This is a genomic window from Cupriavidus sp. BIC8F, from assembly GCF_032465815.1.
GTDB lineage: Bacteria > Pseudomonadota > Gammaproteobacteria > Burkholderiales > Burkholderiaceae > Cupriavidus > Cupriavidus necator.
In genome coordinates this window covers 2912508-2938438 of record NZ_CP136095.1, presented here as the reverse complement: position 1 = coordinate 2938438, position 25931 = coordinate 2912508, and the positions used below count along the sequence as shown (strand labels likewise).

The window sequence follows — 25931 nt, the reverse complement described above, 5'->3', positions numbered from 1 at the left end:
GCTCGCCGATCCGAACAGCAATGTCCGAGACTGGCTGCGGATTCCGGTCGGATGCCCGCCGCGAAACTGCGGTCGGCTCTGACCGATCCATTGCAGAATGCCGACGTCGATGGCGGCTCGCAGAGAGCAACGAGACAGCCGCAGACTCGCCAGAGTCACCTGCGAACTGCTCGATCACTATGCCAGGAGGGTGCCGAAATGGCGACTGGAAGAGCTGCAAACACTGGCCATTCATAGAGCAGCCACTGCCAGCCGTACCCAATGTTGCCACCTTGAGTCCCAAGGCCGGCCCACTACTGCGTATGGCTAGCACGCCTCAGGCGACGCCGCCTGGCGGCGCATGGCGTGCCAGGAAGCGGTCCAATTGGCCAGCGAACGCCTTGCTATCCTGTGGAGCGTACGGTGCCGGTCCGCCTGTATCCACGCCCGAGCTGCGGAGTTGTTCCATCACCTCGCGCATCGTCAGGCGCTCCTGGATATTCTCACGGCTGAACCAGCTTCCTCGCGGGTCGAGCACATAGGCGCCCTTGTCAAGGGCGGCGGCGGCAAGAACGATGTCCGCGGTAATGACGAGGTCCCCGCTGCTGACCAGCTCGACGATACGGTTATCGGCGACGTCGAAGCCCGCAGGCACTTGCAGTGCCTTGATAAAGCGCGAAGGCGGCGTGCGCATGTACTGGTTGGCAACCAGCGTGACGCACACTTCGACACGTTGGGCGGCCCGATACAACATTTCCTTGACGACAACCGGGCAGGCGTCTGCGTCAACCAGTACTTGCATCGCGGTACTTCCAATGGAGGGAGGGAACGCTCATATTACTGCCTGCGCGCGTCCCGATGGGAACGAACGGCGGCAGGGGATCAATTATCGATGCGTGCGCCGGCAACGGTTCCGCACCAACGCAGGCTGCCCGTTCGCCAGCCCAGCCTTCACTCTTACTTTCCCCGCCGCTGCGCATCTTGCCAGCCCCGCGAAGCAGTCCCGAGTTCCTTTCCAGTCAATACGAAATCAGGGGAGTCCAGCAGGCGGGAAATCGCCAGATCCAGAAATTCCCGCACGCGCTTCGGTTGTGCGGTGCGGCTTCCGTAGTAGATGTGCAGTCCGATGTGAGCGCTCATGTGCTGGAGCAGCACCGGTACCAGTCTGCCGGCACGGATGTGTGCTGCCGCAGAGAAGTTTGCGAGCTGGCCGATCGCTTGCCCGGCGAGCACAGCCTGCAGTTCGAGTTCGGAGTCGTTGGTCGAGAATGCCGGGGACATCGGCCTGTGCTCAAGCTTGCCATCTACCGTCAAATACCAGGGCGATACCGTGCCGGTTGCGGGGTGGCGAAAAACACTGCATCGGTGGGCGACCAGGTCGTCCAGTGTGGCGGGAACGCCGTGGCTGGCCAGGTAGGCCGGTGCGGCGCACACGATCATCTGGATCGGGAACAACTGGCGGCCAATCACGCCCTCGCTCGGCGATATGCCGATCCTGAAGCCGACATCCATACGATCCAATACCCAGTTGCCAATGCCGTCGTCAAGCTGGATGTCTGGCTGAATGTCGGGATACGCCTGGCAGAACTCATCGAGCACTGGCATGAGGATTGGCGCGAAAGACGACTTTGGACCCACGATGCGCAGGGGCCCGGCAATGTCGTCCTTGGCTTCCCGGGCCATGGCCAGTGCCCGGTCCAGCGCCGCGATTGCCGGCTGGGTGTTCTCGAGCAGGCGCTGTCCTTCTTCGGTCAGCGCCAGGTTCCGCGTGGTGCGGTGGAGCAGGCGAATGCCAAGATGCTGCTCCAGCTGAGCGATCGCCTGGCTGGCTGCCTGTGGCGTCACCCCTTGTGCCTTGGCGGCGCGTCGGATGCTGCCCAACTCGACCGCCTTGGCGAACATGGCGATCGCTCTGAATTCGTTGATCGGCATGGAAATCTCCCGGCTTGGAAGCTGATTATCAAGTTTTTCTTGTAACTGGTGCAAGCGAGAATGGCCTAGTTGGTTGAGACGGCGGTCTTTACAGTCCGGGGTATCGGGACTTATTGGACGGGAGACCACCATGCACAAGCGACAACTCGGCCGTTCTGGCCTGGAAGTTTCTGCCCTGGGCTTCGGCTGTATGGGGCTGAGTTTTGGTTACGGTCCCGGACTGGAACGTGCCGCGGCGGTTCAGTTGATCCGCGAAGCTTTCGAGCGCGGGGTGACCTTCTTCGATACCGCCGAAGCCTACGGTGCCCTGAATGAGGAAATGGTTGGCGAAGCCTTGCAGCCGATTCGGGATCAGGTTGTCATCGCCACCAAGTTTGGCTTCAGGGACGGCGATGCCACCAAGGGCATGGACAGCCGCCCCGAGCGCATTCGATCCGTGGTGGAAACTTCGCTCAAGCGCCTGCGGACCGACCGCATCGATTTGCTGTACCAGCATCGCACCGATCCCCAGGTGCCGATGGAGGACGTGGCTGGCGCTGTGAAGGACCTGATCGCTGAAGGCAAGGTGCGCCACTTCGGCCTGTCCGAGGCTGGAGCCGAGTCGATCCGGCGCGCCCACGCCGTACAGCCAGTGACTGCCCTCCAGAGCGAATATTCGTTGTGGTGGCGCGAACCCGAACGCGAGATCCTGCCAACCCTCGAAGCGCTCGGCATCGGCTTCGTGCCGTTCAGTCCGCTGGGCAAGGGCTTCCTGACTGGCGCGATCGACCAGAACACGAGATTCGCGAAAGACGATTTCCGCAACGTCGTCCCGCGATTCACCCCGGAGGCGCGGCAGGCCAACCGGGCGCTGATCGACGCCCTGGGCGTCATCGCGGCGGCCAGGCGGGCCACGCCGGCCCAAGTGGCGCTGGCCTGGCTGCTGGCGCAGAAACCGTGGATTGTCCCCATTCCAGGCACGACCAAGCTGCACCGGCTTGATGAGAACCTCGGCGCGGCGTCCGTGGAGCTGTCCGGCGACGAACTGCGCCATATCCACAGCGCGCTCGATCAGGTCAAGGTCCATGGCGATCGTTATCCCGCAGCGTTGCAGGCACGTGTCGGGCGATGAGTGAGGGAGCACGAGACATGAGAAGGTCCATTGCCATTGCAACCCTCGCGCTGTCGATGGTGGATGCCGCGGGCGCGTCCGAACCGGACTTGCAGATTTCGCGCGCCGCATCGCGCCAGGTCCAGGCGGCGCCGGCGCAACACTTTACGGGCAGAGTCCAGGTCGAGATGCTGTTCACGCCCACCGGGCCGGACCGCACCTCGGCGGGAACGGTGACCTTCTCTCCCGGGGCCCGCACCGCGTGGCACACGCATCCGCTTGGCCAGACGCTCATCGTCACCGCCGGCGTCGGCCGTGTGCAGCGCTGGGGCGGGCCAGTCCAGGAAATCCGCCCCGGCGACGTGGTGCGCATCCCGCCCAACACCAGGCACTGGCACGGGGCGGCGGCCGACAGCGCGATGACCCACATGGCCATCCAGGAGGCGCGCGATGGCAAGACAGTGGACTGGCTGGAACAGGTGAGCGACGAGCAGTACAGCGCGGGGACGGCGGCACCGAGGCCGGCCGCGCAAGACGCTGCACAGCCGTCGGTGGCCCAGCGGCGCTTCGGCGACGTGGCGCCCAAGCTGGCGCAACTGACCGACGATGTGCTGTTCGGAGACGTGTGGGCCCGGCCCGGCCTGTCGCCGCGCGACCGCAGCCTGGTCACCGTCAGCGCACTGATCGCGATGAATCGCCCGGACCAATTGCGCTCGCATATGGCGCTGGCCCGGCAGAATGGTCTCACCGAGGCCGAACTGGTTGAGGCGCTGACCCATCTGGCCTTCTATGCTGGCTGGCCCAGCGCGGTGACGGCGGCCGGCATCGCGCGGGAAGCCTTCAACAAGCAGCCACAGTGAGGGAACGGATCCCATGACAGTTCTGAATATCAACGGCCGTGAGCATTCGGTCGATACCGATCCCGCTATGCCTGTCCTCTGGGCCCTGCGTGACACGCTGGGCCTGACGGGCACCAAGTTCGGCTGCGGCGCGGCGCTGTGCGGGGCCTGTACGGCCCGACACCTTCCTCGGAGAACTCCCGCCGGCCCTGCGGCACCTGATCGAACCAGACGACGCGCCAGCCTCCATGCCCCGGCGTCGCTTCATGAAGCTGGCCGGCGCGGGTGGGCTGGCGCTGGGCGTATTTCCCCTAATTGGCAGCAGCCACGCGGATGCCGCCACGCCGGCAACGTTGAAACCGACGCAGCAGCCCTCCGCGTTCCTGCAGATCGATGCAAACGGTGCGGTCACGGTCGCCGTCAATCGGCTCGAGTTTGGCCAGGGTGTTCAGACAGCGTTGCCAATGATCCTGGCCGAAGAGCTTGATGCGGACTGGAGCCGGGTCACCAGTCGCCTCGGCGACAATGCGCCGGCGTTCGCCGATCCGACCTCGGGCCTGCATCTCACGGGCGGTTCGAGCAGCATCCGCAACGGCTACCAGCAATACCGGGAACTCGGGGCTCGTGCCCGGACAATGCTGCTGGCTGCTGGCTGCTGGCTGCTGGCTGCTGGCTGCTGGCTGCTGGCTGCTGGCTGCTGGCTGCTGGCTGCTGGCTGCTGGCTGCTGGCTGCTGGCTGCTGCCGCGGCGCGCTGGAACGTGGACGCCGCCACGCTGCAGACACGCAACGGCCGCGTATCGGGGCCGGGTGGCCGACAAGCCGGCTACGGCGAACTGGCCGATGCCGCCATGGACCAGCCTGTGCCTGAGACGGTTACGCTCAAGGATCCAAGGGACTTCCGGTTGATAGGCAAGCCCACCGGTCGGCTGGACGCGCGTGCCAAGAGCAGCGGCCATCAAAGCTTCGGCATCGATATGCGCCTGCCTGGCATGCTGACGGCGGTGATGGCACGTCCGCCGGTTTTCGGCGCCCGGCTGCGTGCCGTGGACGACCGCGCCGCGCGGGCGGTACGTGGCGTCAAGGGTGTCTTCCGTGTGCCGCTGGCTCTGGGAGCCGAGGGCGTGGCCGTGGTTGCCGATGGCTACTGGTCGGCGCGCCAGGGCCGCGAAGCGCTCCAGCTTGACTGGGGCGACGACAAGGTCGAGAAGGTGGACAGCACGCGCCAACTGGCCCAGTACCGCGAGCTGGCCGGGCAGCCGGGCTCGTTGGCTTCGTCTTTCCGGAAGGTGAGGTGCCTGCGGCAATGCCAAGACTCACCGGACCCTTGGCCGGCGTGGCGGTGACGATGGCCCGGTTCAAGTCGCTCACGCGCATTCCGATCATCCTCTACTACGGCGACAAAATTCCGACGCAGCCTGGCGCGGATCCGGGGCTGGACAACTGGCGCGTGCGGCTGGCCATGGCAAAGCTGTGGGTCGATGCCGTCAATCGCCATGGCGGCGACGCCAGGCTTGTTCACTTGCCGGACGTCGGAGTACGTGGGAACACGCATTTTCCGTTTTCGGACTTGAACAACCTGCAGGTGGCAGATCTGATGCAGGCGTTTCTGTCCCGGAGAAAGGGCTCGACTAAGGAAAGCAGTCAGTAATTTCCGAGCTGGTGAATCGTTCATCGACTTCCTCGTACCACGCGCCATGCGCAATCGCCTTGTACGTGAGCATTGTGCGCAAGGACGACCGGCCTGCATCGAGGACGGACTTTGCCCGGTCCAGCCAGTGGGCCACTGCATGTATCGCCGATGCCACGCGCATGAAGTATCTTTTACAAAGGCGAGGCGCCCCTGCCGCCGGAAGCGCCCGCCAGGACTTGTGCCAGGGCCGTGGACCGGTTCTTGCATGGCAGGCTGTGCCCGAGCCGTGACAGGAGCGCGCCATGTCCGAAGCACTTCGATACTCGCTTTGCCGATTCTTCGTCGCCTGCTGCCTGGGTCTCGCCGCCTGCGGAGGGGGCGGCGACGGCGGGGGTAGTGACAGCGCCACGGGCACCGGCACCGGCACGCTGACGCTCTCCATCTCCGGCCTGCCGTCCGGGACGTCGGCGGCCATCACGATATTGGGGCCCGGCCAGTTCCGCCAGACCGTGACCCAGTCGATCACGCTGTCCAACCTGGCTGCTGGCAGCTACACCATCAGTGCCGCCAGCGTGCTGACGGGCAGCACGCTCCTCAAGCCGCAGCCGCCTTCGCAGACCGTGGCGGTGACCGCGGGCGGCCGTGCTTCGGCAAGCGTGGCCTACGGCTCGCCGGAAACAGTGCAGTTGTCGCTGACGCAGGTTGCCGGCGGGTTATCAGCGCCTCTCTTCCTGACCGCGCCCCACGGCGATTCGCGCCTGTTCGTGGTCGAGCGGGCCGGCCGCATCCGGATCGTGCGCAACGGCGCATTGGTCGCTACGCCGTTTCTCGATATCGCTGCGCTGACGACGACCGATGGCGAGCGCGGGCTGCTGTCGATGGCGTTCGATCCGAACTATGGGACCAACGGCCGCTTCTACGTCTATTACACCGACGCCAATGGGGCCATCACCATCGCCCGCTACAGCGTGTCGGCCGCGAATCCGGATATCGCCAATGCATCCGGCACCGTGCTGCTGTCGATCCCCCACGGCAACTTCTCCAACCACAATGGCGGCCAGCTCGCGTTCGGCCCGGACGGCATGCTCTATATCGGCACGGGCGACGGCGGCGGCAGTGGCGATCCGTCGGGCAACGCCCAGAACGCGGGAACGCTGCTCGGCAAGATGCTGCGCATCGACGTCAGCGGCGCGTCCGGCTACGGCTTGCCTGCCGGCAATCCGTTCGTCGGCCAGTCTGGCAGCCGCGGCGAAATCTGGGCCCTCGGCCTGCGCAACCCGTGGCGGTTCTCGTTCGACGCCGGCTTGTTGTATGTCGCCGATGTCGGCGAGGACCGGCGCGAGGAAGTCGACGTGGCGCCGGCCACCAGCGCGGGCCTGAACTACGGCTGGAACCGGACCGAGGGCACCGCCTGCGTGGGTGCGGCCGGGTGCGACAAGACCGGGCTGACCATGCCGGTCTTCGAATACGGCCATGACGCGGGCGCCTGTGCCATCGTCGGCGGCTATGTGTACCGGGGCAGTGCCGGTCCGGCGCTGCATGGGCGGTACTTCTATACCGACCTTTGCACGGGCAAGCTGCTGAGCTTCATGTATCGCGACGGCGTGGTTGTAGAACAGGTCGACTGGAACGTCACTGTCCCAGGCAGTGTGTTCTCCTTTGGCGTGGATGACGGGCAGGCGCTGTATGTGCTGGCCGATCCGGGCACGTCGGCGACGAGCGGGCGGGTGTATCGGATCGATGTGTCGGGCGGCACGCCGTAACGGCGGAGCAGACGGCGATCAGGGGCAGGCTAGGTCCTGTCACGGCGCCGTCGCCCACGGGCCGCCACGCCGGCAGCGGCGCCAGAAGACCCTGGCTGGATCATGTCCGCGGGAATCATCGCGGCGGCGCTTTGCTCGATCTTGCCACGCAGCCATGCGTGGGCGCTGTCGCCCTGGCTTCGTGCGTGCCATATCAGTTCAACGGGAAACGAGGGAAACGCAAAGGGTAGCGGACTCGCAACCAGGCCGAACATCGGCGCGTAGTGCCGCGCAATGATGGCCGGAACGGTGGCCATCAGCGGTGCGCGCGCCACGGTCGCGAAGAGCGTCAGGAAGTTCGGGGCGGCGAGGACAGGTTCGATCTCCACACCCGCCTCGGTCAGCGCGTCCTCAAGATACCCAAGCAGGTTGCTCTTGGCGGAGATCAACGCATGGCGACTCGCCTTGTACTGATCGAGCCTGACCGGCACCTGGTACGGCAGCAGCGACGGGTGAAAGCAGCAAACCACACCCAGGTCGAACATCCCCTGGCGGTGGTGCCATCCGCTTCCGCCGGGAAGATAGCCGATGGCGAAGTCGATCTGCTCTGCATCGAGCGCATCGTAGGCGCGTTCGCGGCTGGTCTGGCTGAGCAACAGTTTCACCCGGGGCGCCGACAGCGCCAGGTCTGCGAAAAGTTCCGACACCAGCAGCGGCTCTGACTGGATGGAAAGCCCGATCCGGAACGTTCTTTCGTCGACAGCGGGGTCGAAGCTGGGGTTTGCGAGCAGCAATTTCTGCGTGGCATCCAGGAGCTCGCGAATCGGCATTTGTAGTTCGCGTGCCCGCAGTGTCGGCTCCATCTGGTAACCCACGCGGATAAAAAGTTCGTCGCCAAGCAAGACGCGCAGTGTCGCCAGGGCGTGGCTCATGGCGGGTTGCTTGATGCGCAGGCAGGCCGCCGCACGGGTGACGCTTCGCTCCTGCATCAGCGCGTCGAAGGCCAGCAGCAGGTTCAGGTCAAAGGAACGTAAATTCAAATGATCGATGCGTGTCATCAGCCATATCGATTTGGTAAATGGAAGTCCCAAGCATACACTGCCTCCTGATTCAAACGGCCAATAACACAAGCCCCACGAGACGCCCTGAACGAGGCGAAGGCGAGAAACAAAAGGCCGGAAAGATATCCGCTCAAGGAGGAGTGCCTGTGAAGATGAAGTGCATTGCGCTGCTGGGCCTGGCGTGCGCATTTACCGCTACACCTGGCTTCGCCCAGGAACAACGCTTTCCCAGCCAGGCGATCCAGATCGTCGTTGGCTTTACGCCGGGCGGCTCCGCGGACACGACTGCCCGCATCGTGGGCGACGGTCTCAGCCGCGAGCTGGGGCAGCCCGTCGTCGTCGTGAACAAGCCGGGCGCGGGGACCAATATCGCGGCCCAGTACGTGTCGAAAGCGCCCGCGGACGGCTATACGCTGCTGTTCGGCGGCACGTCGCTGGTCTACAGCCCCGGCTTGCTGTATCCATCGATGAAGGCCAACCTTGCCAGGGACTTCACGCCGGTTGGCGGCGTGGTCAACGCCCCGACTATTCTCATCGTCAGGCAGGACTCCCCGGTGCGCGACGTCAAGCAGCTGGTCACGTTGGCCAGGAGCAAGCCCAGGCAGATCAACTATGGCTCCACCGGCGCCGGCGTGAGCCCGCAGATCGCCATGGAAATGCTGAACGCCAGGGCCGGCATCGTGATGACACACGTTCCGTACAAGGGCACGGCGCCCATGCTGACGGCGATGCTTTCGGGCGATATCGACGTTGCCTTTGACGTGGCGTCGTCCTCGGCCCCGATGATCCAGGCCGGGAAGTTGCGGGGCCTGGCTGTGTCCGGCGGCAAGCGCCTGAAGCTGTTCCCCAATATCCCCACGATCGCTGAGTCTGGCTACCCCGGCTTCGACGTGACGACCTGGTACGGCCTGGTGGCGCCGCAAGGCACTCCGGCAGGGGTGGTGCAAAAGCTGAATGCCGCGCTGCAGAAGGTGCTCGCCAGTCCGCAGACGCAGAAGACGCTTGCGGATAACGGCAATGAGGTCATGCCCGGGTCGCCGGCGGCATTCCACGCCTTCCTGCAGAGCGAACACAGGAAGTGGAACGATGCGGTCAAGCAGTTGGACATCAATCTTGACTGAGCGCGAGAGAGCCATGTTTCCAGTGCATCAGAAGCTTGAGCAACTCGCGCAGGATATTGCGGAGATCACCGCGATCCGGCACCAGATCCACAGCCATCCCGAGCTTGCCTTCGAAGAGACCGCAACGGCCAGCCTCGTTGCGGCGAAGCTTGGCGAGTGGGGATTCGAGGTGACGACAGGCGTCGGCACCACGGGTGTCGTCGGCACGCTGAAGGCCGGCACGGGATCCAGGCGCATCGGCCTGCGTGCCGACATGGATGCGCTGGCGATCGAGGAAAGAACGGGGTTGCCCTATGCCAGCAAGCAGCCCGGGAAAATGCACGCCTGCGGCCATGATGGCCACACATCGATGTTGCTGGGGGCTGCCAAGTACTTGGGCCGCACGCGCAACTTCTCCGGAACGCTGCACCTGTACTTCCAGCCCGCCGAGGAGCGCGGGCACGACAGCGGAGCCGAACGCATGATCGCGGACGGGCTGTTCGAGCGCTTCCCTTGCGATGCCGTGTTTGGCCTGCACAATCACCCTGGCGCCGAAGTCGGGACCTTCATGATGCGCAAGGGCGCATTCCAGCCGGCTACCGACAAGGTGAGCATCCGCGTCATTGGCAAAGGCGGGCACGTGGCGCGCCCGCATCTCACCGTGGACCCGGCGGTGGTCTCCGCGAGCATCGTGATGGCGCTGCAGACCATCGTGTCGCGCAACGTCGATCCCACGCAGACCGCGGTACTCTCGGTGTGCTCGCTGCAGTCGGGTGGCTTCTACGGCGTGATCCCGAACGAGGCCAGCATCGAGCTGAGCGTGCGTTGCTTTGATCCCGAGGTGCGGGCCCGGCTTCGGCAGCGCATCGAAGCCACCGTGCATGGACAGGCGCAGAGCTACGGCGCGCAGGCGGAGATCGAGTACCAGTCGGGCTATCCGGTGCTGGTGAACACCGACAGGGAAGTCGACTTCGCCGTCGACGTTGCGCGCGAGCTGGTGGGACCGGATCGCGTGGACCCGAGCTTTGGCCAGATTACGCCAGGCGAAGACTTCGCCTTCATGCTGCAGCACCGGCCCGGCTGCTATCTCCGCCTGGGCAACGGGCTCTTCCATGAAAGCAGCCACCCGGTCCATCACCCCAAGTACGACTTCAACGACGGCAACCTGCTCGTTGGGGCTGCGTACTGGAGCCTGCTGGTGGAGCGTTACCTCTCCGATTGAGGCGCTTGTTCCCGCGAGCCCCACAGCAGGCATCCGTCCCAAGTCATCTGGAGGACGCCCGCATGGGTACCGTGAGCCGGCGTGACCGTCAATGCCCCGCCCCCCGGATCGAATCGGGCGAGAAATACGCTTCACTGAACTGCGGACTGCTGTTCAGGCGTACCGGCTTGCCTTCATTGGTCAGCCGGTCCGCCAGATAGGAGCCAGCGGTGAGGTCGTGATAGAACGCCACCGCCGGGTAGTAGCGCCGTGCATCGTAGGCGAAGAGCGACGATTGCATATTGGTTCGCCACAACTGTCCGCGGGCATCGTAGTTGTCGGCAAGCACGGCCATCCAGGTGTCCTCGTCCAGGTACAGGACGCGCTTCGCGTACTGATGCCGGAAGCCTTGCTTCAATTTGGCTTCGAGCACCCAGACGCGGTGCAGTTCGTAGCGGACAAGGTCGGGGGCCGCATGATTGGGGCCCAGCAGCTCGGCGTACTTGACGGCGGGATCGGCCAGCTTGTAGTTGTGGTACGGAATATAGATCTCCCGCTTGCCGACAATCTTCCAGTCGTAGCGTTCACCTGAGCCATTGAACAGGCGATCGTCGTCCACGGTGCGGAAGCCGCCCGGCCCGAGCGGCTGGTCGAAGCCGAACTCGGGTGCCTGCCGGACCCGGCGCGTGCCGGGATTGTATTGCCAGGTCCTGGCCGTATCCGAACCTTCGCGATCCCAGAAATTGTGGGAGACGATGATATTGCCGCGTTCGCGCAAAGGCAGCTCGGTTTCAACGCGGGCGAAGGTCCGGTTGATCAGGGGCGAGCCTTTTTCGAATGCGGTGCCGTTGACCGGCGACCAGATGTCATATTTCCACTTGCCCCACGCGATCTTGCCGTCGCGATACACGACGGCCTGGTCATAGACGGCGGCCTCTTCGGCAATGGCGGAAGAGAAGCGAAGGTTCCACATCAGCTCCAGGCCATTCTTGGGAACGGGAAAGGGCGCGGTCGGCGGATAGTCCTTGAGCCCGTTCGCATCCGCCGTCAGCTGCGTGCCGGGGGCGTGCTGCTGGATTGCCTTGTAGACGGCATCGCCATAGCGGAAGTCGCGATGGCTGGGATAGATCGCCATCTTGAAGGTTGCCGGGTACAACTTGAACATGGCGAGCTGCCCGTCGCTCAGGCGGGCACGGTACTGCTCCAGGTTCTGGACCGTGATCGTTGCAAGCGGTTGTTCCGACGCATAGGGATCGGGATACGCATCGCCCGGCCGGAACGCCAGGCCTGCGGGCGCGGCCTGCCACTTGCCGCTCCACGCGGGGATGCTGCCGTCCTTGTTGGCTGACCGTTCGGCCCCCATGGGCGTGAGGGGACCGTCCAGGCGCTTGACTTCATCAGGCGTCATCGCGGCCAGGGAAGGTGCGTTGATCTGTGAGGCGGCTAGCACCGCACCGACGATCGTGCACAGCAGGAAGGCCTTGCTCTTCATTGTGTCTCCTCCGATTTCAATGGTGTTATGGTCATGCGCCAGCATTGGCTGGCTCGGCGATATGCAGCACCAGCTTGCTTGCCGCCTTGCCCGACTGGACCAGATCGAGCGCGCGCCCGGCGTGTTCCAGCGGCAGGCATTCGATGCGGGGCGGTCGCAGGCGCCCGCCGCCGAGCAGCGCTGCGATCTCGCGCAGCCGCGCGCCGCTGGGCATCTTGCTGAACGCCACGGCGGTGCGGACGCCGCGCTGCGCGGCTGCGGCAGGATCCGGGCCGTTGTCGCCACTGACCAGCGTCAGGATGGCGACAAGGATGCCGCCGGGCCTGAGCAGGTCCATGCCGTTCGGCAGGGTGCCGCAGCCAACCGCGTCCAATACCAGGTCGACGCCAGCCGGCGCCCATGCCTGCATCGCGGCAGCGATGTCGCCGCCCCGGTAGTCGATTGCCAGGTCGCACCCGAGCGCCATCAGTTCGTCGCGGCGTGCCGCACTGCAGGTGGCGGCGACGGTTGCGCCGGCCGCCTTTGCCAGTTGCACGGCAAACGTGCCGACCGCGCCGGCACCGCCATGAACCAGCACCGTCTGGCCCGGCTTGAGTCCGCCTTCGTCGAAGAGTCCCGTCCAGGCGGCCAGCGCCGGGGTCGGGACGGCCGCGGCTTCGGCGAATCCCAGGTTGTCGGGAATCGGCACCACGCAATCCTGGCTGACCGCAACGTACTCGGCATAAGAACCCCACTTGCCTGCGCCGACCCCGGTTTGCGCGAACACGCGCTGTCCCGGGACGAAGTCCTTGACGTCGTTCCCCACCGCTGCCACGACGCCGCTGGCATCGAAGCCGATCACGAAGGGGAAGCTGTATTGCATGAAGTGGCTCAGATAGCCTTCGCGGCATTTCCAGTCAGCGGGATTCACGCCGGCACAGGCCACGCGGATCAGGACTTCGCCGGCAGCGGGTTCCGGCGTCGGGAGGTCTCCAAGCCTGAGTACATCGGGTCCGCCGGTACGATCAATGACGACAGCGCGCATGCTCTTCTCCATGGGCTTACTTTGCGGATAGTTCGTGGTTCAAACCGGGATGTGCCCAGGACGGGATCACGGGCGGCGGCAGCATGCCCTGGCCATCAAGCGTACGGACGTTCAGCCCGTGCGCGAGGGGGAAGTGCAGGCTATGGGCGATGTGGCCGGTGCGCAGGCGGGCCGGCACGCTGCAGAGTGCAAGCGCCGTTTCCACCAGGTACTCCACTGGCTCGGTGGGATAGCCGTCCGGGATATAGCGCTCGCTGCCTGGCGTGCGGATCGCCGTGCTTGGCGCTACGGAATTGACCGCGATATTGTCGGCCTCCAGTTCCGCTGCCAGCCCCTCGGTGAACCGGTTGATGGCGGCCTTGACCGCGGCGTAGGCCGTGACCCCGCCAGCCCGGTCAAAATCTTGATACGGGCGAGCAGGCGACAGGGCGGTGACGGAGCCCAGGTTCAGGATCCATCCCGCGCCGCGGGTGCGCATCAGCGGGATCGCTGCACGGCTGAGCACGAAGGGGATGCGCAGGTAGTGGTCGACCGTCCTGTCGAAGATTTCCAGCGGCATCGATTCGACGCGGCTGTATTCCGCCATGCCGGCATTGTTGACCAGGATGTCGAGACCACCCGCGGCATTTGCCGCCTGCGTCACCAGGTCGTCGCGCTGCGCGGGATCCTCGAGGTCCGCCGCCAGCGCGATGGCACTGCCCCCTTGCCGCCTGATCTGGCCAACCGTCTCGGCCAGCGTGCCAGGTTCATCCTCGGACTCGCCTGCGCGCCGTGCCGTGGCAACCACCAGCGCGCCCTCAGCCGCGAAGCGCTGCGCGATGGCGCGGCCTATGCCGCGGCTGGCGCCGGTCACCAGCGCAATCTTTCCAGTCAGTTTTCCGGGTCCGGTCATGGCGCGTATTCTTCTGTGCGGTTGTGGTTGGCGATCAGGCTTGTCGCGAGCGGGCAGAAGGCATGGGAGATCGCCTGGACTGTCCATTCGGGAAACTCGGGGTCGAACCATCGGTCGACATGGCCCCAATGAAAGGGGTGCATCAGGTATTTGCCCAGCAGGTCGTCCGCGCTGGCGAACTCCTGCTGCCAGACATGAGTCCATGCGTCTGGCGACAGGACGCGGGCAAGCCGCCAGTTGAGGATGCCGGGCATGTACTCAGGCATCCGCAGCAGGTCCTGCTCAAGGCCGCGGACCTGCCAGTCCGGCGCTTCAGGCCGGACCCGGAACATCAGCGTGCGCCAGATCCCATGGCGCAGTTGCGGGGCGCGTAGCCCGCCCGAGATTGGGCTATAGGTGATGCCATCCACCTCTGCCATGCCGTCCAGCGCTGCAGCCAGGCCGGTATCGTGACCGGGCGAGCCGGATGCAGTCGGGTCGAATTGCAGGTCGAGCGTATAGTCGCCGGCACCCCAGCTCCCCGCCAGGTTCCGGCCAATCGCCACATGGCGCAGGCCTGGCAGCGTTTCAATCCGCGCAAGCAGGGCTTGCTCCTGTGTGCACGTCCCTGCGCAGAAGCCGGCGTGCAATCGGACCTGTGCTGTCTCAAGCCGCATCGCAATGCTCCTTGCGCTGGGGCAGCGCAGGTGTCGCATCGGCCATCACATGGCGGCGGCGGGCTTCACACAGCGTGTCGACTGTCGACCAGAAGGCGAGCACCGGGGCATCGATGCTGGCGCGCATGGCGTAGTAAGCCGGCGCATCCGCCACTTGCCACAGCAGCCACAGCGTATTGGGTGCATCTTCCAGCGCCACGGGCGGCGACACCCAGCGCTGCAGCAGCGCCAGGCCCCTGGCGGCACTGCCGGGCAGGTACTGGCTTTCCAGCAGGCTCAGCACAGTGGGCAGATGCCCGGGCGCGAGCACGATTTCATCGAGTATGTGGATCATGGTGTGGCTCACGCGGCGCAGGCAGGGCAGCAGGGCTGCGATGCCTGAGCCGGGGGTTTGCGGGAGGGAAGCGTGGTTATGGGTTGTCCCGTATAGGCATGCTGTTCATCGCATGGCAACCTCCATCGCCCAGGCCGTGCGCAAGCTGCCGCGCGAGTGGAAGTGCCGGGATGATTATGGGAGGCCAGGCCGCACCGAATCCCCACCCGAACGATCAACCATCGCTACCGAAGCAATCAGGACGAGCGACCATGAATGCCCACATACCGGGGAATCCCGTACCTGTTCCACACGGCATGGTGCAGCGCTTGCTCGACGAACTGAAGCGGCAGGGCGTAGAGGTTCCGCCTGCCGGCGGCGCATCCGCGCATGCGCCGCCCGCCCGGTTCACCGCGCTCTATCGTGCCGCGATCGAGCGGCTGGAAGCCCTGGTCGCCAAAGGCAACGGCCACCCCCCGATGTGCAAGCAGGAAGTGGACTTGTTGTGCCGTTGCGTATTGAGCAGCCAGACGCTGAGGGAGGCGATCCGCTGCGCGGCCGACTTTTGCGCGATGCTGTATCCGCGCGCCGGTGCGCTCAGCCTCGGGCAAAGCGCAGGGCAGGCGGTGTTCCGCATGGATTCGCTGCGGCGTGCGAACTCCTCCGCGGCTTGCCTGGTGGACCTGACCGGGCTCTTCTTCTATATGCTGCTGTTCGGCTGGCTGGTCGGCCAGCCGCTACGCCCGACCCACGTTTACCTGGCGCACCCCCGGCGCGAGGACGCCATGCCTTTCCTGGGCTTGTTCCATGCCGCGGTGACGCCTGGCGCCCAGACCTACGGATTCGAATTCGATGAGGCCTTGCTCGACCGGCCGGTCGTGCGCCAGGCCGCGGAGCTCGACGCCTTCCTGGAAGACTTTCCATACCGGCTGATCGGTGCGCCGGTCGAGGTCGTATCACTGAGCCAGCAGGTGCGCGGCATCCTGCATGCAGCGCTGGTGCATGGCGCGCGGCTGCCGACGCTGGCTGAGCTGGCCATGCGCTTTGATGTGAGCGAACCGACCCTGCGCCGCCGTCTCGCTGCCGACGGCAGCAGCTACCGGGTACTGCGCGAACACAGCCTGCAGGAGTACGCCGAACAATGCCTGCGCACGACCAACTGGTCGGTAGGAAGAATCGCGGAGCAGCTTGGCTTTGCCAGCGAGGAAGCGTTTCGGCGGGCGTTCCAGCGTTGGACCGGGCATGCGCCGACGCGCTTCAGGCGGGAAAGCAGGGGGTGAGGTGGTGAACGGGGCGAGGCGAATCTCCAGGGCCAGGGGCCGCGACACCCTGAATGCGATGCGGCCGGCCCCGACCCCGCCTCAGTCTTCCAGCTTCAGCCCGGTCTTCTTGACGAAGCTGTGCCAGCGCTCGTATTGCTCGCGCGCATAGCGGTCTACGGTGGGACCATCAGTGGCCATGACCTCGAAGCCGGCCGCGGTCAGTTTTCGTTTGGTTTCCGGGTCCGACAGTGCGGTCTGGAAATCTTCCGTCAGCTTCCTGACGACCGCGGGCGGGGTGCCTGCCGGTGCGAAGATGCCGATCCACGAATAGGCCTCGAAGTCCGGGAACCCGGACTCGATGACGGTTGGAACATCGGGCAGGTCCGGCAAGCGGCGCGCGCCCGTCACGGCCAGCGGCTTGATCTTGTTGGCAGAGATCTGGCCCTTCAGGGCCGCATAGCTCAGCAGCGTGATACTGGACACATTGCCCAGCACTGCCTGGACCGCGGGGCCCCCGCCGGCATAGGGCACGTGCATTAACTCGACCTTAGCCTGCCGCTTCAGATCCTCGGCCACAAGATGGTTCATCGAGCCAAGCCCGGTGGAGGCGTAGCTGTATTTGGACGGCTCACGCCGCGCAGCGTCGAGGAAGCTGCGCAGGTCCTTGCCAGGAACAGTGGGCGAAGCGCCGATCACGAGCGGGAAGCGCACGGCAAACGTGACCCCGGTGAAGTCCTTGAAGGTGTCATAGGGGAGCTTGGACTTCGCCACGGGGTTGATCGCATGCGTATCGAAGGCAACCAGCAGGGTATTGCCGTCCGGCACGGAGCGAGCCACATACTGGGTGGCGACCTGGCTGGCAGCGCCGGGCCGGTTTTCGATGACCACGGGCCGCCCGGCCGCCTCCGCCAGTTTCGGCTGGATGATGCGTGCGGCAATGTCGGTACTGCCGCCGGGCGGGAAGGTGACCACCAGCTTCAGCGGCGTGGCACTGTCAGCCACCGCGGCTGCCGTTGCCAGCGGCAGCAGCAGGCAGGCAAGGGCCACCACGCCGGAACAAAACGCTTTCTGGCGGCCTGGTGCCGCAAGTCGGCTAGACATAGATACCTCTCCCATCGTTGAGCTACGGTTCGGAACAAATATGGCGTTCTGGATGTGCCTTGGGTGTCAGCCCATCCACTGGCTCACGGGTGCGGCGGTGTCCTGCAGTTCTTGTGAAATCACGTCGACCAGCGCCGGGCCATCATGCTCCAGCGCCGCGCGAATCGCGGCATCGAGCTGTCCGGGGTCTTCCACGCGCCAGGCCTTGATGCCGAACGCCTCGGCAACGCGCGCGTGGTCCGTGCGGCTGAAATCGACTGAGAAGTAGCGTTGCTCGTAGCCGGCCTTCTGGCTTGCCTTGATCCATCCATATACAGCGTTCGAGAACACGATCATCTTCAGCGGAATCTTGCGTCGCGTCAGCGTTTCCATCTCGCCGCAGGTAAAGCCGAAGCTGCCGTCGCCCATGACCGATACGACGGTCGCACGCGGGCGCCCAATGGCCGCGCCGATCCCGGCCGACATCGAGAAGCCAAGTGCGCCATGGGCCCGGTTGGTGATGAAATGGCGACCAGGCTTGCTGGCGTTGTAGTACGCGGAGAAATACGGGCAGGGCGTGCCGGGGTCGGCCACCACGATGGCGTCATCCGGCAGCAGCCGGTTGAGCGCATCCACCACGCGTTCCGGCTTGATGGGCACATCGAGCGAGGCGGCCAGCGGCGCGAAGGCGGCGAGCTTGGCGGCACGCGCGGCGCCGGCCAGCGCGGCGCCGTCGGCGGCGTCGGACCGGCGGTGGGCAAGGCGCTCGCTCACGGCGGCGTTGAGCGCCTTCAGGGCGAGCAGGGCATCGCCAACCATGGCGACGTCAGTGCGGTAGTTCGCGGCAATCGCCATCGGATCCGCATCGAGATGCAGGATTGCGATGTCCCGCGACGGGAAGCGCCAGTGCTCGGTGGTGGTCGAGCCGGCGCGGCAACCGATGAACAGCACGGCATCGGCCTTGGCGACGATTTCGCGCGTGGCCATGATGCCGCCATTGGCACCGACCACGCCGGCATTCAGCGGATGGGTGTCGGCCAGGCTGCCTTGACCGCTGACGGTGGTGCAGACCGGGGCATTCAGCATGCCGGCCAGTGTTTCCAGTTCTGCGCAGGCGCCAGAGATGACCACGCCGCCGCCGCAGATGATGACCGGCAGGCGCGCTGCAATCAGCCGCTGCGCTGCCCGTTCGATCTCGGTCGGGTCCGGCGCATAGCGCATCGCAGGGAAACGGTCGTGGCCAGGCTGCGCCCATACGTCGGCAGTGTCCACCTCATGCTTCTGTACGTCGTACGGCAAGCACAGGTGCGCGGATCCGGGCTTGCCGGTCGTCATGGCCCGGAAGGCGCCGCGTACCGCGCCCGGGATCTGGTCGGCGCGGTCGATCGTGGTGTTCCACTTGGTGAGGGGACGGTACAGCGCTTCCTGGTCGAGCTCGGTCAGGGGGTACTTGCCGCGCGAGCCGACTGATACGTCCGAGGTGATCCCAAGCACGGCCACCGAAGACTCATTGGCCTCGACCAGACCCGGCAGCAAATAGGTAGCTCCGCCGCCACTGGGCCCCTCACATACGCCAACCTTGCCGGTGACGCGGGCATAGGCGTCGGCCATGTAGCCGGCGCTGCGCTCATCGCGCGTCAGGATGTGGTCAATCCCATGGTCCAGGCGCGCCATGGCGTCATAGAAAGGCAGGCTGGTATCGCCGCACAGCCCAAAGACATGCTTTACACCATTCAGTTGAAGCATTCGGACCATGGCTTCAGCGCCGTTCATCTTCGTCATTCCAGGAGTCTCCAAGTCAGTGTCGGGCAGGCGAGATAAGAATACACTGCAGGATACAATTAAGTATACTTAAACTTAAAGGGAAGGATGCGGCACCTGGAGGGTCGGTAGCGTCGGGTATGATCGCGGCCAACGAGGAATATCTATGCAAGCAACCAACGGCATGAAGCCGCTGATTTCCGCTATCAGGCGCAAACGGGGATCCGATGTCATTAGTCGATTGCGCGAGATGGCGATTTCCTACGAGCTCAAGCCCGGCGAACGACTCAATGAGATTGAGCTGGCGGAACGCCTCGGCGTGAGCAGGACGCCAGTGCGCGAAGCGCTGACCCGCCTCGCCACCGAGGGCTTCCTGGCGGAGTCCAGCCGCGGCTATGTGCGCCGGCCGCTCGATATCCAGGAAATGCTGGATCTATATGAAGCACGCGTGACGATCGAGCGCGATTGCCTGCGCCTGGCGTTCGAGCGGGCCTCGGCCGAGAGCATCGAGGAGCTTGCGCGATACCTGGAGCACAGCAAGTCGGTGCCCGCAAATACCCCGATCCCGCAACTGGTGGAACTGGACGAAGGCTTTCACCTGCGCATCGCCGCCATGGCGGGTAACGCCGAACTCAAGCGCATGCTGGTCAGCCTGAACGAACGCATCCGGTTTATCCGCTGGATCGACATGGAGAATATCGGGCGCGACTCCACCCAGAGTGAACACGCCGAAATCGTTCAAGCCTTGCAGGCGCACGACTGGGAGAAGGGGGAGAGATGCCTGACTTCGCATATTGCCTTGCGGCGCGAGCAGATCGTCGAGGCCATTGCGAAAGGCCTCACCAGGATCTACCTGGCGGAAGAGCGCTAGCGGCCAGCCAATGCCGCCACATCTGGCAGCCTGCGCTGCGGTCCTTTCATCCCGCCAGAGCGATACCCGTTGCGTGCCTTCTTGGCCGGCGTTGGGCGGTGCAGTCAGGCCCCCGCCATCGTTTCCGCGGTGACATCCCATCCTGCGTCAATGCCACCGGGCAGCATCTGGCCGCGGTCCTCGCCAACCTCGGCATCAATCAGCTGATTCAGCTTTTCGTTCATGGCGACCAGTAGTTCCCGTTGCTTTTCGCCTGCCGCCAGGTTGTTCATCTCGAAGGGATCGGTCTGCAGATCGTACAACTCCACGTCGTTGAACCGGTAGAGCTCCTCCAGGGTCTTCGGCTTGTTGTGCTGCCTGGGAGAAAAGTACCGTGCAAAACTGTAGCGTCCGTCGTAGACCGAACGCACCGCGCCGCGCTTCATCAGGTCCGGGCGGATATCGGCCTGCTTGAGCTGGTCGGGCTTGCCACCGCCCTGCAGATGGGCAACAGCCTTGAAGAGATAATCGCCATCCAGGTAGGCCAGCATGTTGTAGCAGAACAGCGCACCATCGCGAATCGCATTTGCTTCGGCTGCGTCAGGCTTCGCAAGCAAGCGGGAAAAGTCCTTTCCCGGTAATCCCTTGGCGATGGCTGCGCGCCTGTCAGTCGAGACGCCAGTCAATGCAACCAGGGTGGGCGCGATGTCCAGATGTGAGGTGACGGCGCGACACTGCTTGCCGCCTTGATAGGCGGGATGGGCAATGACCAACGGCACGTTGTTCTGCTCCCGATAGGAGACGGCGCCTTTTGCGTGGAGCTGGTGGGCACCGTCCATGTCACCGTGATCCGATGTCAGGATTACGATGGTCTTGTCGGAGAGCCCTGCAGCGTCAAGCTCTGCCAACAGGGCAGCGATATTCCGGTCGACATCCCGCATGCAGTTCAGGTAATAGTTGTGCCGCCGGCGCCAGCGCGCGTCTTCATTTGGAATGGCTCCGACCAGGGCGTCATGCGAGCGCAGGAAATCGCGGTGTGCCGCAGGGCGCCCCGGCGCGTCAAGCGCCTGTTTCCGGCTTGCCGGCAGCGTGAATTGCCACTGCTTGCCGTATAGCGGGTCGGCCGGGTCGCGCGCGACATGTGCAAGGCCGCGCATTGCCTGAACCTCGGTGCCGGGCGCGTCGGTGTCGTAGAACATCACGTCGTGCGGGTTGACGAGGTTGACGGCCAGGAACCATGGCTTTCCCTGTGCCGCCAGCTCACGCCCTTTCCCGCGCAGCCAGCTCACACCCATTGCAGCAATCACCCCGTCGTGCAGGTACCCACCGCTGGTGTGGGCAATAATGTCGCCGATTCCGATGTAGTCAGAGAAGCCATAGGCTTCCATTTCCTGAGTGAAGATCTTGGTTGGCGTGCCAAGCTTGTTGACGGTCTCGAATTCCTTGGTGAGGTGCCACTTGCCCTTGTACACGGTGTAATAGCCGGCGTCACGAAGCATGTCACCGAGCGTCCGTATCTCTGTTGACATGCTGCTAATCCACGGGAAGTTCGTGTTGTCGAACATCCGGGTGTGCTGGATGTGCTGGCCCGTGTAAAGAACTGAGCGGGACGGGGTGCAAACACATGAATTTATGCGGTGATTGACAAAGGTCGTACCGCGCTTCATCAAGCGTTCATGTGCAGGCAGGCCATAGCCCTTGGGCAACTCGCCAGGTCGGAAGTAGCGTTCCTGGTCAACAAGGATAAACAGGATGTTGTACGGTCCCGATGGCAGGCTCCCGGCGGCCTGGGCCGCGTCGCTTGCCCCGGCTGGCGCATCCTTGGCATCCGCGCCCGCGCCAAGGCCCAATGCCATGGCCCCGACCCCGGCAGTCAGGAGGAAATCGCGCCGCGTCAATGTGCCGCCAGGCTTGTTGTCGTTGCTCATTGGCTTCTCCCTGCCTGTTTGCGCGGCCCATGGCGGGTGGACGCCGTGCTGCTGCAGGCCCGCCCAGGCATGCGTAAGACAGTCTAGCAAGCACATCTTCTGCCGCCAAGGCAGGGCGCGGCGCCGGCAGGAGGCGATGGTTGGCAACCACACACATTCGCGGTTCAGGCAGTCGAACTACGTCTTGCAGATGATCGGAGTGCGGACAAAATTCCCGACACCCTGGGACTGCGCTTGCCGGTTCACGACATATCCTCGATGGGATCTCGTTGCGAGCGAATCTCCTCAGGACTGAGGACGATATAGCCCAGCGACTTCAGCAACTGCACCGCCTCCAGCTCTGCGTCCAGGTACACCGGCCGTTCCGGACGGCGCGGGCGCGGCGCGGCCGGCAGCCATGCGGCGCTGGCTTGCGCGGCGGGCGCTGCCTGGCCGTCAGACCATCGCGCGGTCAGGATGCGGCAATGCTCCAGGTTGGGCTTCCAGGCGACGTCCACGGCGGCATTGAACCTGGCGGTGCAAAGCCGCAAGCGCTTCAGCGCCTTCAGCCAGTTGACGAAGGCATCGCGCTCCGGTGGCTGGTAGCCCTTCAGCAAGGTAGCCAGGCTGTCCTGCGCAGTGGCGCTGTCGGCTGCCTGGTCGTCTTCTAGCAGGGCAAGCTCAAGCGCCACGTGCTGGCGGCCGTCCTGGTCGTAGATCGCGCAGTCGGCGTCCAGTACGCCTTCGCGCAGCAGCTCGCACAGCAGTACCCAGGCCCTTGGATTCTTGTCGAACCGGCCTTCGAGGGTCGGGTCGATCTGGCTGAGAATGTCCGGGATGGGGCGTGCCTCGCCTGACTGGATGGCCAGGGCGAAGGCCATCGCGTTGTCGGACGGCCTGGCACCGCTTGCCAGCACCTGCAATGACTCCTCCCAGAGTTCGCGGACTTCTGCCGCGGTATCCACGGCATGCATCCATGCATAGTCCTCCAGGCCCGCGCACAGCCTGCGCGCGGGCCTGGCCAGCTGGCCGGCCAGCGTCTTGATAAAGCCCGTGCAATGCGCGCAGCGGCATTCCAGGCGGCCCGCATGCAGGAAACCGGCGTACAGCCGTTCCTGGTGTCCGCAGTGTGCGCATTCAAGTGAAAAGCCGCCTTGCCGTGCCGGCCGCTGCGAGGCGAGCAGCCCGTCGACCTGATAGTGCGCAAGTCCGTCGCAGCACGGGCAGATCCATTGCAGCTTGTGCGCGCCGTCCCGAGGCCGCGCTGCCCGGTCGAACTGGCGCTCGATGGCGCTGCGCGGAATGCCCTGCGCGCGCCCGACCACATCTGCGCAGTAGCGCCAATAGCAGTACGAGTGGGCGGCAGCGGCGATCTCCGGGGAGAGGCGCTGCAGATCCGGCAGCAGGCGGGGGCTGCGCCGGATCTCGTCGGCCATGGCATCGATCTGCGCTGGGCCGCCCGGCATCACCGCCTCAAGGGCGGCGCGGCTCTGCTCCAGGAAATCGGGCACATAGACCCGGCGGATGTAGTCCTCGTTCTCGAGCCAGAGCAGGTGGCCGGGGAGGGCTTCGAGTACATCAACCCCTTCCCTGACTTCCGACATGCCGGCGCAGGCGAGAAACGTGAACGGCTTACTGAACAGGAAGGCGTCTGTCATGTTGTCGTCAACGGAGTATCTCGCCCACGAGCTGGCAACATGCCTCGTGTGCGATGGGTCACCACCCCGTGACTCGGCCAAGCAAGCGCGCGAAAAGCGCAATCCTGATGGCGCTTTCCGTTCCGGGGACTTCCCCCTTCTTGTTTTCAGATCCGTGGGACCTGTGCGGATTTTGCATCTGCCGCATTGGACAGCATAGGCGAACCTGACGCCGCGTTACAGAGGAATTCTTTTTCTTGACGTCCTCGTCGTACGACCTGGGAGACCCGCCGCCGCACCACTGTTGCCATTCTGATTCAATCGCTCCAGGACCCGCCTGGCCTTGCCCTCGCAATCTTCACCTTCCCTGGTGCCGTTGATCTCGTCGATCAGTGCGACGAGGCGGTGCTTGCTCTGCGCCAGACGCTGCTCCAGCAGCTCGATCTCATCGACCTTGCGCCGCAGGGCCTGGAGGAGTTGGTCATGCGGCCACTTGTCCAGGTCTGGTGGCAGGATGGCTCGAATCTCTTCCAGAGAGAAGCCCGAGCCTTGCGCACACATGATGATCTCCAGCCTGGTCAACGTTTCCGGTGCGTATTCGCGATAGCCGTTGGCTTGCCGCTGCGCGGGCTCGAGCAGCCCGCTCGCTTCATAAAACCGGATGCGTGAGGCGGCAATGCCACTCAACCGAGCCAGTTCTCCGATTTTCATCTGCATTCTCCCGGGGGGCTTGACCTTAAAGTTGACTTTAAACTTAAAGTCAGGCTCTGGTCAAATCAGGATGCCTCCCATGAAGCTGTTCACACCCCTTGCCCTGCCCAACGGCGCTGTGATTCCCAACCGTCTCGCCAAAGCGGCCATGGAAGAGAATATGGCGGACGCGGATCACGCCCCATCGGATGCGTTGCTGCGCCTGTACGACGCCTGGGCCAACGGCATGGCAGGCCTGATCCTGACCGGCAACGTCATGGTGGATCACCGTGCAATGACCGGGCCGAACGGTGTGGTCCTGGAAGACGACACCCACCTGGACCGCTTCCGGCGTTGGGCCCGCACCGCACGGGCCGGCGGCGCCCATGTCTGGATGCAGATCAACCATCCCGGGCGCCAGATGCCTGCGGCACTCGGCCAGACTACGCTGGCGCCGTCGGCCGTTCCGTTGGACCTGGGGGCGCTGTCCAAGCAGTTTCCCGTGCCCAGGGAAATGACCGGCCGGGACATCGCCGATGTGCAGCAGCGCTTCACACGATCCGCCCAACTGGCGGAACGAAGCGGCTTTGCCGGGGTGCAGATTCATGCGGCCCATGGCTACCTGTTGAGCCAGTTCCTGTCACCGATCACCAACAAGCGGCAGGACCAGTGGGGCGGCAGTATCGAGAACCGTGCGCGCCTGCTGCTCGACATCGTCCGGTCCGTACGAAGCGCGGTATCGCCCCGGTTCGCGGTCTCGGTCAAGCTGAATTCGGCCGACTTCCAGCGCGGCGGCTTCAGCGCCGATGACGCGAAGCGGGTGGTCGAGATGCTCAATCCGCTCAACGTCGACCTGATCGAGCTGTCGGGCGGAAGCTATGAGGCGCCGGCAATGCAGGGGCAAGCCCGAGATGGCCGCACGCTCGCCCGGGAAGCCTACTTCCTGGAGTTTGCGCGCGACATCGCGTCGGTCGCGCGCATGCCCTTGATGGTCACCGGAGGCATCCGCCGCCGAGCCGTGGCCGAACAGGTGATCGACAGTGGCATCGCCATGGCGGGCATCGCCACAGCGCTGTCCATCGATCCGAACCTGCCGCGCAACTGGCATGCAGGAAAGAACAATGCGCCCGCGCTGCGGTCGATCACCTGGAAGAACAAGACGCTGGGCTCCCTGGCCAATATGGCCGTCGTCAAGTTCCAGCTCAAACGGCTCAGTGAGGGACGTGTCACGGATCCACGCATCTCGCCCCTCAGGGCGCTAGTGTTGCAGCAGCTGTCCACCTCGTGCCAGACGCGGCGCTATCGCCGATGGACCACGCAGCGGGCCAGTGCCCGTTAGTGGTGGTTGTGCGGGGCCATTCTCTTCACTCTTTGGGAGTCTGTCCCTGCCGGCAATCGCATGCACAATAAGGGCACGGTGCAAGATGAGTTCCTTGAGACTGATGCCCGCGCATTGCCGTTGCGGCGCCTGATCGACTAGTGTGTCCGCGATCCCGGCACGATGATTGTTTCGTCGAACACACCGTCCCCCGACTCCTCGTGTACGCCCGGCGGCGTCGGTATGCCGAGACGGTCCGGCCGATCCCGGCCCGTACTTCCGCAGTTCGCTCCCTTGCCCCCGGCGCCCCCTTGGCCGCCAGTCCCGCCCATGTAGCCGGATGCCAAGCTCAATGCCGTAGCGAGGCGGCTCAATGAGCGCCCCTCGTGCCCATGCAGCGAGGTGTCCACCCCGCATGTTGCAGGACACAAGGGAGTGACCTGTGGTGCCTTTCTGAGCCCGCTACCCTGGTCG

23 protein-coding genes and 2 pseudogenes are annotated in these 25931 nt (G+C 64.7%); 12 read left to right on the top strand and 13 right to left on the bottom strand.

Annotated features, from left to right (window positions below; translation table 11 throughout):
* Positions 1 to 316: 316 nt before the first annotated feature.
* The gene (locus tag RS901_RS33720; RefSeq protein WP_316154978.1) at positions 317 to 781 is read right to left on the bottom strand and encodes a YaiI/YqxD family protein; all 465 of its coding nucleotides are present in this window, start codon (positions 779 to 781) and stop codon (positions 317 to 319) included.
* Positions 782 to 936: 155 nt separating this feature from the next.
* Positions 937 to 1911, bottom strand: a complete 975-nt coding sequence (locus RS901_RS33715) for a LysR family transcriptional regulator (RefSeq protein WP_316154977.1) — start codon at positions 1909 to 1911, stop codon at positions 937 to 939.
* A 130-nt stretch (positions 1912 to 2041) separates the two neighbouring features.
* Here RS901_RS33715 and RS901_RS33710 point away from each other — a divergent pair, with 130 nt between their 5' ends.
* The 7 genes and pseudogenes from RS901_RS33710 to RS901_RS33680 all read left to right on the top strand — a co-directional run bounded on the left by RS901_RS33710 (position 2042) and on the right by RS901_RS33680 (position 7234).
* Positions 2042 to 3022 carry an aldo/keto reductase gene (locus RS901_RS33710; protein ID WP_316154976.1) on the top strand — a complete coding sequence of 327 codons (981 nt, stop codon included), beginning with the start codon at positions 2042 to 2044 and terminating at the stop codon, positions 3020 to 3022.
* Between the two features lie 17 nt (positions 3023 to 3039).
* Entirely contained in the window at positions 3040 to 3861 is an 822-nt protein-coding gene (locus RS901_RS33705; RefSeq protein WP_316154975.1) for a (R)-mandelonitrile lyase, read from the top strand.
* 13 nt (positions 3862 to 3874) lie between these two features.
* A pseudogene (locus RS901_RS33700) lies at positions 3875 to 4015 on the top strand (2Fe-2S iron-sulfur cluster-binding protein); the annotation flags it as partial.
* A 73-nt stretch (positions 4016 to 4088) separates the two neighbouring features.
* Positions 4089 to 4316 (top strand): annotated as a pseudogene (locus RS901_RS38945) (twin-arginine translocation signal domain-containing protein); the annotation flags it as partial.
* 148 nt (positions 4317 to 4464) lie between these two features.
* The gene (locus RS901_RS38940; protein ID WP_410054253.1) at positions 4465 to 5184 is read left to right on the top strand and encodes a hypothetical protein; all 720 of its coding nucleotides are present in this window, start codon (positions 4465 to 4467) and stop codon (positions 5182 to 5184) included.
* Complete coding sequence (locus RS901_RS33690; RefSeq protein WP_410054206.1) at positions 5145 to 5489, top strand: hypothetical protein; 345 nt, start codon at positions 5145 to 5147, stop codon at positions 5487 to 5489. Before RS901_RS38940 ends, RS901_RS33690 begins: the two co-directional genes overlap by 40 nt.
* Before the next feature lie 284 nt (positions 5490 to 5773).
* Complete coding sequence (locus RS901_RS33680) at positions 5774 to 7234, top strand: PQQ-dependent sugar dehydrogenase (protein ID WP_316154974.1); 1461 nt, start codon at positions 5774 to 5776, stop codon at positions 7232 to 7234.
* 29 nt (positions 7235 to 7263) lie between these two features.
* Here RS901_RS33680 and RS901_RS33675 read toward each other — a convergent pair whose 3' ends face one another.
* Positions 7264 to 8271: a LysR family transcriptional regulator gene (locus tag RS901_RS33675; protein ID WP_316154973.1), complete on the bottom strand. Its 1008-nt coding sequence runs from the start codon at positions 8269 to 8271 to the stop codon at positions 7264 to 7266.
* A gap of 155 nt (positions 8272 to 8426) precedes the next feature.
* On the opposite strand from RS901_RS33675, the gene RS901_RS33670 reads away from it, so the two are divergent.
* Together RS901_RS33670 and RS901_RS33665 are read left to right on the top strand one after the other, a co-directional pair.
* Positions 8427 to 9395: a tripartite tricarboxylate transporter substrate binding protein gene (locus RS901_RS33670; protein ID WP_316157351.1), complete on the top strand. Its 969-nt coding sequence runs from the start codon at positions 8427 to 8429 to the stop codon at positions 9393 to 9395.
* Positions 9396 to 9408: 13 nt separating this feature from the next.
* Positions 9409 to 10596, top strand: coding sequence for a M20 aminoacylase family protein (locus tag RS901_RS33665; RefSeq protein ID WP_316154972.1), 1188 nt, complete (start codon positions 9409 to 9411; stop codon positions 10594 to 10596).
* An 88-nt stretch (positions 10597 to 10684) separates the two neighbouring features.
* Here the strand turns inward: RS901_RS33665 and RS901_RS33660 are convergent, their stop codons facing one another.
* From RS901_RS33660 to RS901_RS33640, 5 genes are read right to left on the bottom strand one after another with little or no spacing between them, the layout of a single operon-like run.
* Complete coding sequence (locus tag RS901_RS33660) at positions 10685 to 12067, bottom strand: DUF1329 domain-containing protein (RefSeq protein WP_316154971.1); 1383 nt, start codon at positions 12065 to 12067, stop codon at positions 10685 to 10687.
* 31 nt (positions 12068 to 12098) lie between these two features.
* The gene (locus tag RS901_RS33655) at positions 12099 to 13091 is read right to left on the bottom strand and encodes an NADP-dependent oxidoreductase (RefSeq protein ID WP_316154970.1); all 993 of its coding nucleotides are present in this window, start codon (positions 13089 to 13091) and stop codon (positions 12099 to 12101) included.
* 16 nt (positions 13092 to 13107) lie between these two features.
* Positions 13108 to 13983 carry an SDR family NAD(P)-dependent oxidoreductase gene (locus RS901_RS33650; protein WP_316154969.1) on the bottom strand — a complete coding sequence of 292 codons (876 nt, stop codon included), beginning with the start codon at positions 13981 to 13983 and terminating at the stop codon, positions 13108 to 13110.
* Complete coding sequence (locus RS901_RS33645) at positions 13980 to 14639, bottom strand: Dabb family protein (RefSeq protein WP_316157350.1); 660 nt, start codon at positions 14637 to 14639, stop codon at positions 13980 to 13982. Before RS901_RS33645 ends, RS901_RS33650 begins: the two co-directional genes overlap by 4 nt.
* The gene (locus tag RS901_RS33640; RefSeq protein WP_316154968.1) at positions 14629 to 14973 is read right to left on the bottom strand and encodes a hypothetical protein; all 345 of its coding nucleotides are present in this window, start codon (positions 14971 to 14973) and stop codon (positions 14629 to 14631) included. The genes RS901_RS33645 and RS901_RS33640 overlap by 11 nt, the downstream gene beginning before the upstream one ends.
* A gap of 251 nt (positions 14974 to 15224) precedes the next feature.
* Between RS901_RS33640 and RS901_RS33635 the strand changes: the two genes are divergently transcribed.
* Positions 15225 to 16232: an AraC family transcriptional regulator ligand-binding domain-containing protein gene (locus tag RS901_RS33635; RefSeq protein WP_316154967.1), complete on the top strand. Its 1008-nt coding sequence runs from the start codon at positions 15225 to 15227 to the stop codon at positions 16230 to 16232.
* Between the two features lie 81 nt (positions 16233 to 16313).
* Here RS901_RS33635 and RS901_RS33630 read toward each other — a convergent pair whose 3' ends face one another.
* Positions 16314 to 17315 (bottom strand): tripartite tricarboxylate transporter substrate binding protein, encoded by a 1002-nt coding sequence (locus tag RS901_RS33630; RefSeq protein ID WP_316154966.1) that lies wholly within the window; start codon positions 17313 to 17315, stop codon positions 16314 to 16316.
* A 66-nt stretch (positions 17316 to 17381) separates the two neighbouring features.
* Entirely contained in the window at positions 17382 to 19076 is a 1695-nt protein-coding gene (locus tag RS901_RS33625) for a thiamine pyrophosphate-binding protein (RefSeq protein WP_316154965.1), read from the bottom strand.
* A gap of 163 nt (positions 19077 to 19239) precedes the next feature.
* On the opposite strand from RS901_RS33625, the gene RS901_RS33620 reads away from it, so the two are divergent.
* Positions 19240 to 19926 (top strand): GntR family transcriptional regulator, encoded by a 687-nt coding sequence (locus RS901_RS33620; protein WP_316154964.1) that lies wholly within the window; start codon positions 19240 to 19242, stop codon positions 19924 to 19926.
* Between the two features lie 104 nt (positions 19927 to 20030).
* Here the strand turns inward: RS901_RS33620 and RS901_RS33615 are convergent, their stop codons facing one another.
* The 3 genes from RS901_RS33615 to RS901_RS33605 all read right to left on the bottom strand — a co-directional run bounded on the left by RS901_RS33615 (position 20031) and on the right by RS901_RS33605 (position 24160).
* Complete coding sequence (locus tag RS901_RS33615) at positions 20031 to 21833, bottom strand: sulfatase-like hydrolase/transferase (RefSeq protein WP_316154963.1); 1803 nt, start codon at positions 21831 to 21833, stop codon at positions 20031 to 20033.
* A 242-nt stretch (positions 21834 to 22075) separates the two neighbouring features.
* A complete protein-coding gene (locus RS901_RS33610) occupies positions 22076 to 23470 on the bottom strand; it encodes a hypothetical protein (protein WP_316154962.1) in 1395 nt (464 codons plus the stop codon).
* A gap of 216 nt (positions 23471 to 23686) precedes the next feature.
* Positions 23687 to 24160 (bottom strand): MerR family transcriptional regulator, encoded by a 474-nt coding sequence (locus RS901_RS33605; protein WP_316154961.1) that lies wholly within the window; start codon positions 24158 to 24160, stop codon positions 23687 to 23689.
* A 79-nt stretch (positions 24161 to 24239) separates the two neighbouring features.
* Here RS901_RS33605 and RS901_RS33600 point away from each other — a divergent pair, with 79 nt between their 5' ends.
* Positions 24240 to 25478, top strand: a complete 1239-nt coding sequence (locus tag RS901_RS33600) for an NADH:flavin oxidoreductase/NADH oxidase family protein (protein WP_316154960.1) — start codon at positions 24240 to 24242, stop codon at positions 25476 to 25478.
* Positions 25479 to 25931 lie beyond the last annotated feature (453 nt).

Bases quoted from the DNA above. Each gene is read 5' to 3' on its own strand.
- RS901_RS33720 (WP_316154978.1), bottom strand. From the start codon at position 781: ATGCAAGTACTGGTTGACGCAGACGCCTGCCCGGTTGTCGTCAAGGAA.
- RS901_RS33715 (WP_316154977.1), bottom strand. From the start codon at position 1,911: ATGCCGATCAACGAATTCAGAGCGATCGCCATGTTCGCCAAGGCGGTC.
- RS901_RS33710 (WP_316154976.1), top strand. From the start codon at position 2,042: ATGCACAAGCGACAACTCGGCCGTTCTGGCCTGGAAGTTTCTGCCCTG.
- RS901_RS33705 (WP_316154975.1), top strand. From the start codon at position 3,040: ATGAGAAGGTCCATTGCCATTGCAACCCTCGCGCTGTCGATGGTGGAT.
- RS901_RS33690 (WP_410054206.1), top strand. From the start codon at position 5,145: ATGCCAAGACTCACCGGACCCTTGGCCGGCGTGGCGGTGACGATGGCC.
- RS901_RS33680 (WP_316154974.1), top strand. From the start codon at position 5,774: ATGTCCGAAGCACTTCGATACTCGCTTTGCCGATTCTTCGTCGCCTGC.
- RS901_RS33675 (WP_316154973.1), bottom strand. From the start codon at position 8,271: ATGACACGCATCGATCATTTGAATTTACGTTCCTTTGACCTGAACCTG.
- RS901_RS33670 (WP_316157351.1), top strand. From the start codon at position 8,427: ATGAAGTGCATTGCGCTGCTGGGCCTGGCGTGCGCATTTACCGCTACA.
- RS901_RS33665 (WP_316154972.1), top strand. From the start codon at position 9,409: ATGTTTCCAGTGCATCAGAAGCTTGAGCAACTCGCGCAGGATATTGCG.
- RS901_RS33660 (WP_316154971.1), bottom strand. From the start codon at position 12,067: ATGAAGAGCAAGGCCTTCCTGCTGTGCACGATCGTCGGTGCGGTGCTA.
- RS901_RS33655 (WP_316154970.1), bottom strand. From the start codon at position 13,091: ATGCGCGCTGTCGTCATTGATCGTACCGGCGGACCCGATGTACTCAGG.
- RS901_RS33650 (WP_316154969.1), bottom strand. From the start codon at position 13,983: ATGACCGGACCCGGAAAACTGACTGGAAAGATTGCGCTGGTGACCGGC.
- RS901_RS33645 (WP_316157350.1), bottom strand. From the start codon at position 14,639: ATGCGGCTTGAGACAGCACAGGTCCGATTGCACGCCGGCTTCTGCGCA.
- RS901_RS33640 (WP_316154968.1), bottom strand. From the start codon at position 14,973: ATGATCCACATACTCGATGAAATCGTGCTCGCGCCCGGGCATCTGCCC.
- RS901_RS33635 (WP_316154967.1), top strand. From the start codon at position 15,225: ATGAATGCCCACATACCGGGGAATCCCGTACCTGTTCCACACGGCATG.
- RS901_RS33630 (WP_316154966.1), bottom strand. From the start codon at position 17,315: ATGTCTAGCCGACTTGCGGCACCAGGCCGCCAGAAAGCGTTTTGTTCC.
- RS901_RS33625 (WP_316154965.1), bottom strand. From the start codon at position 19,076: ATGACGAAGATGAACGGCGCTGAAGCCATGGTCCGAATGCTTCAACTG.
- RS901_RS33620 (WP_316154964.1), top strand. From the start codon at position 19,240: ATGAAGCCGCTGATTTCCGCTATCAGGCGCAAACGGGGATCCGATGTC.
- RS901_RS33615 (WP_316154963.1), bottom strand. From the start codon at position 21,833: ATGAGCAACGACAACAAGCCTGGCGGCACATTGACGCGGCGCGATTTC.
- RS901_RS33610 (WP_316154962.1), bottom strand. From the start codon at position 23,470: ATGACAGACGCCTTCCTGTTCAGTAAGCCGTTCACGTTTCTCGCCTGC.
- RS901_RS33605 (WP_316154961.1), bottom strand. From the start codon at position 24,160: ATGAAAATCGGAGAACTGGCTCGGTTGAGTGGCATTGCCGCCTCACGC.
- RS901_RS33600 (WP_316154960.1), top strand. From the start codon at position 24,240: ATGAAGCTGTTCACACCCCTTGCCCTGCCCAACGGCGCTGTGATTCCC.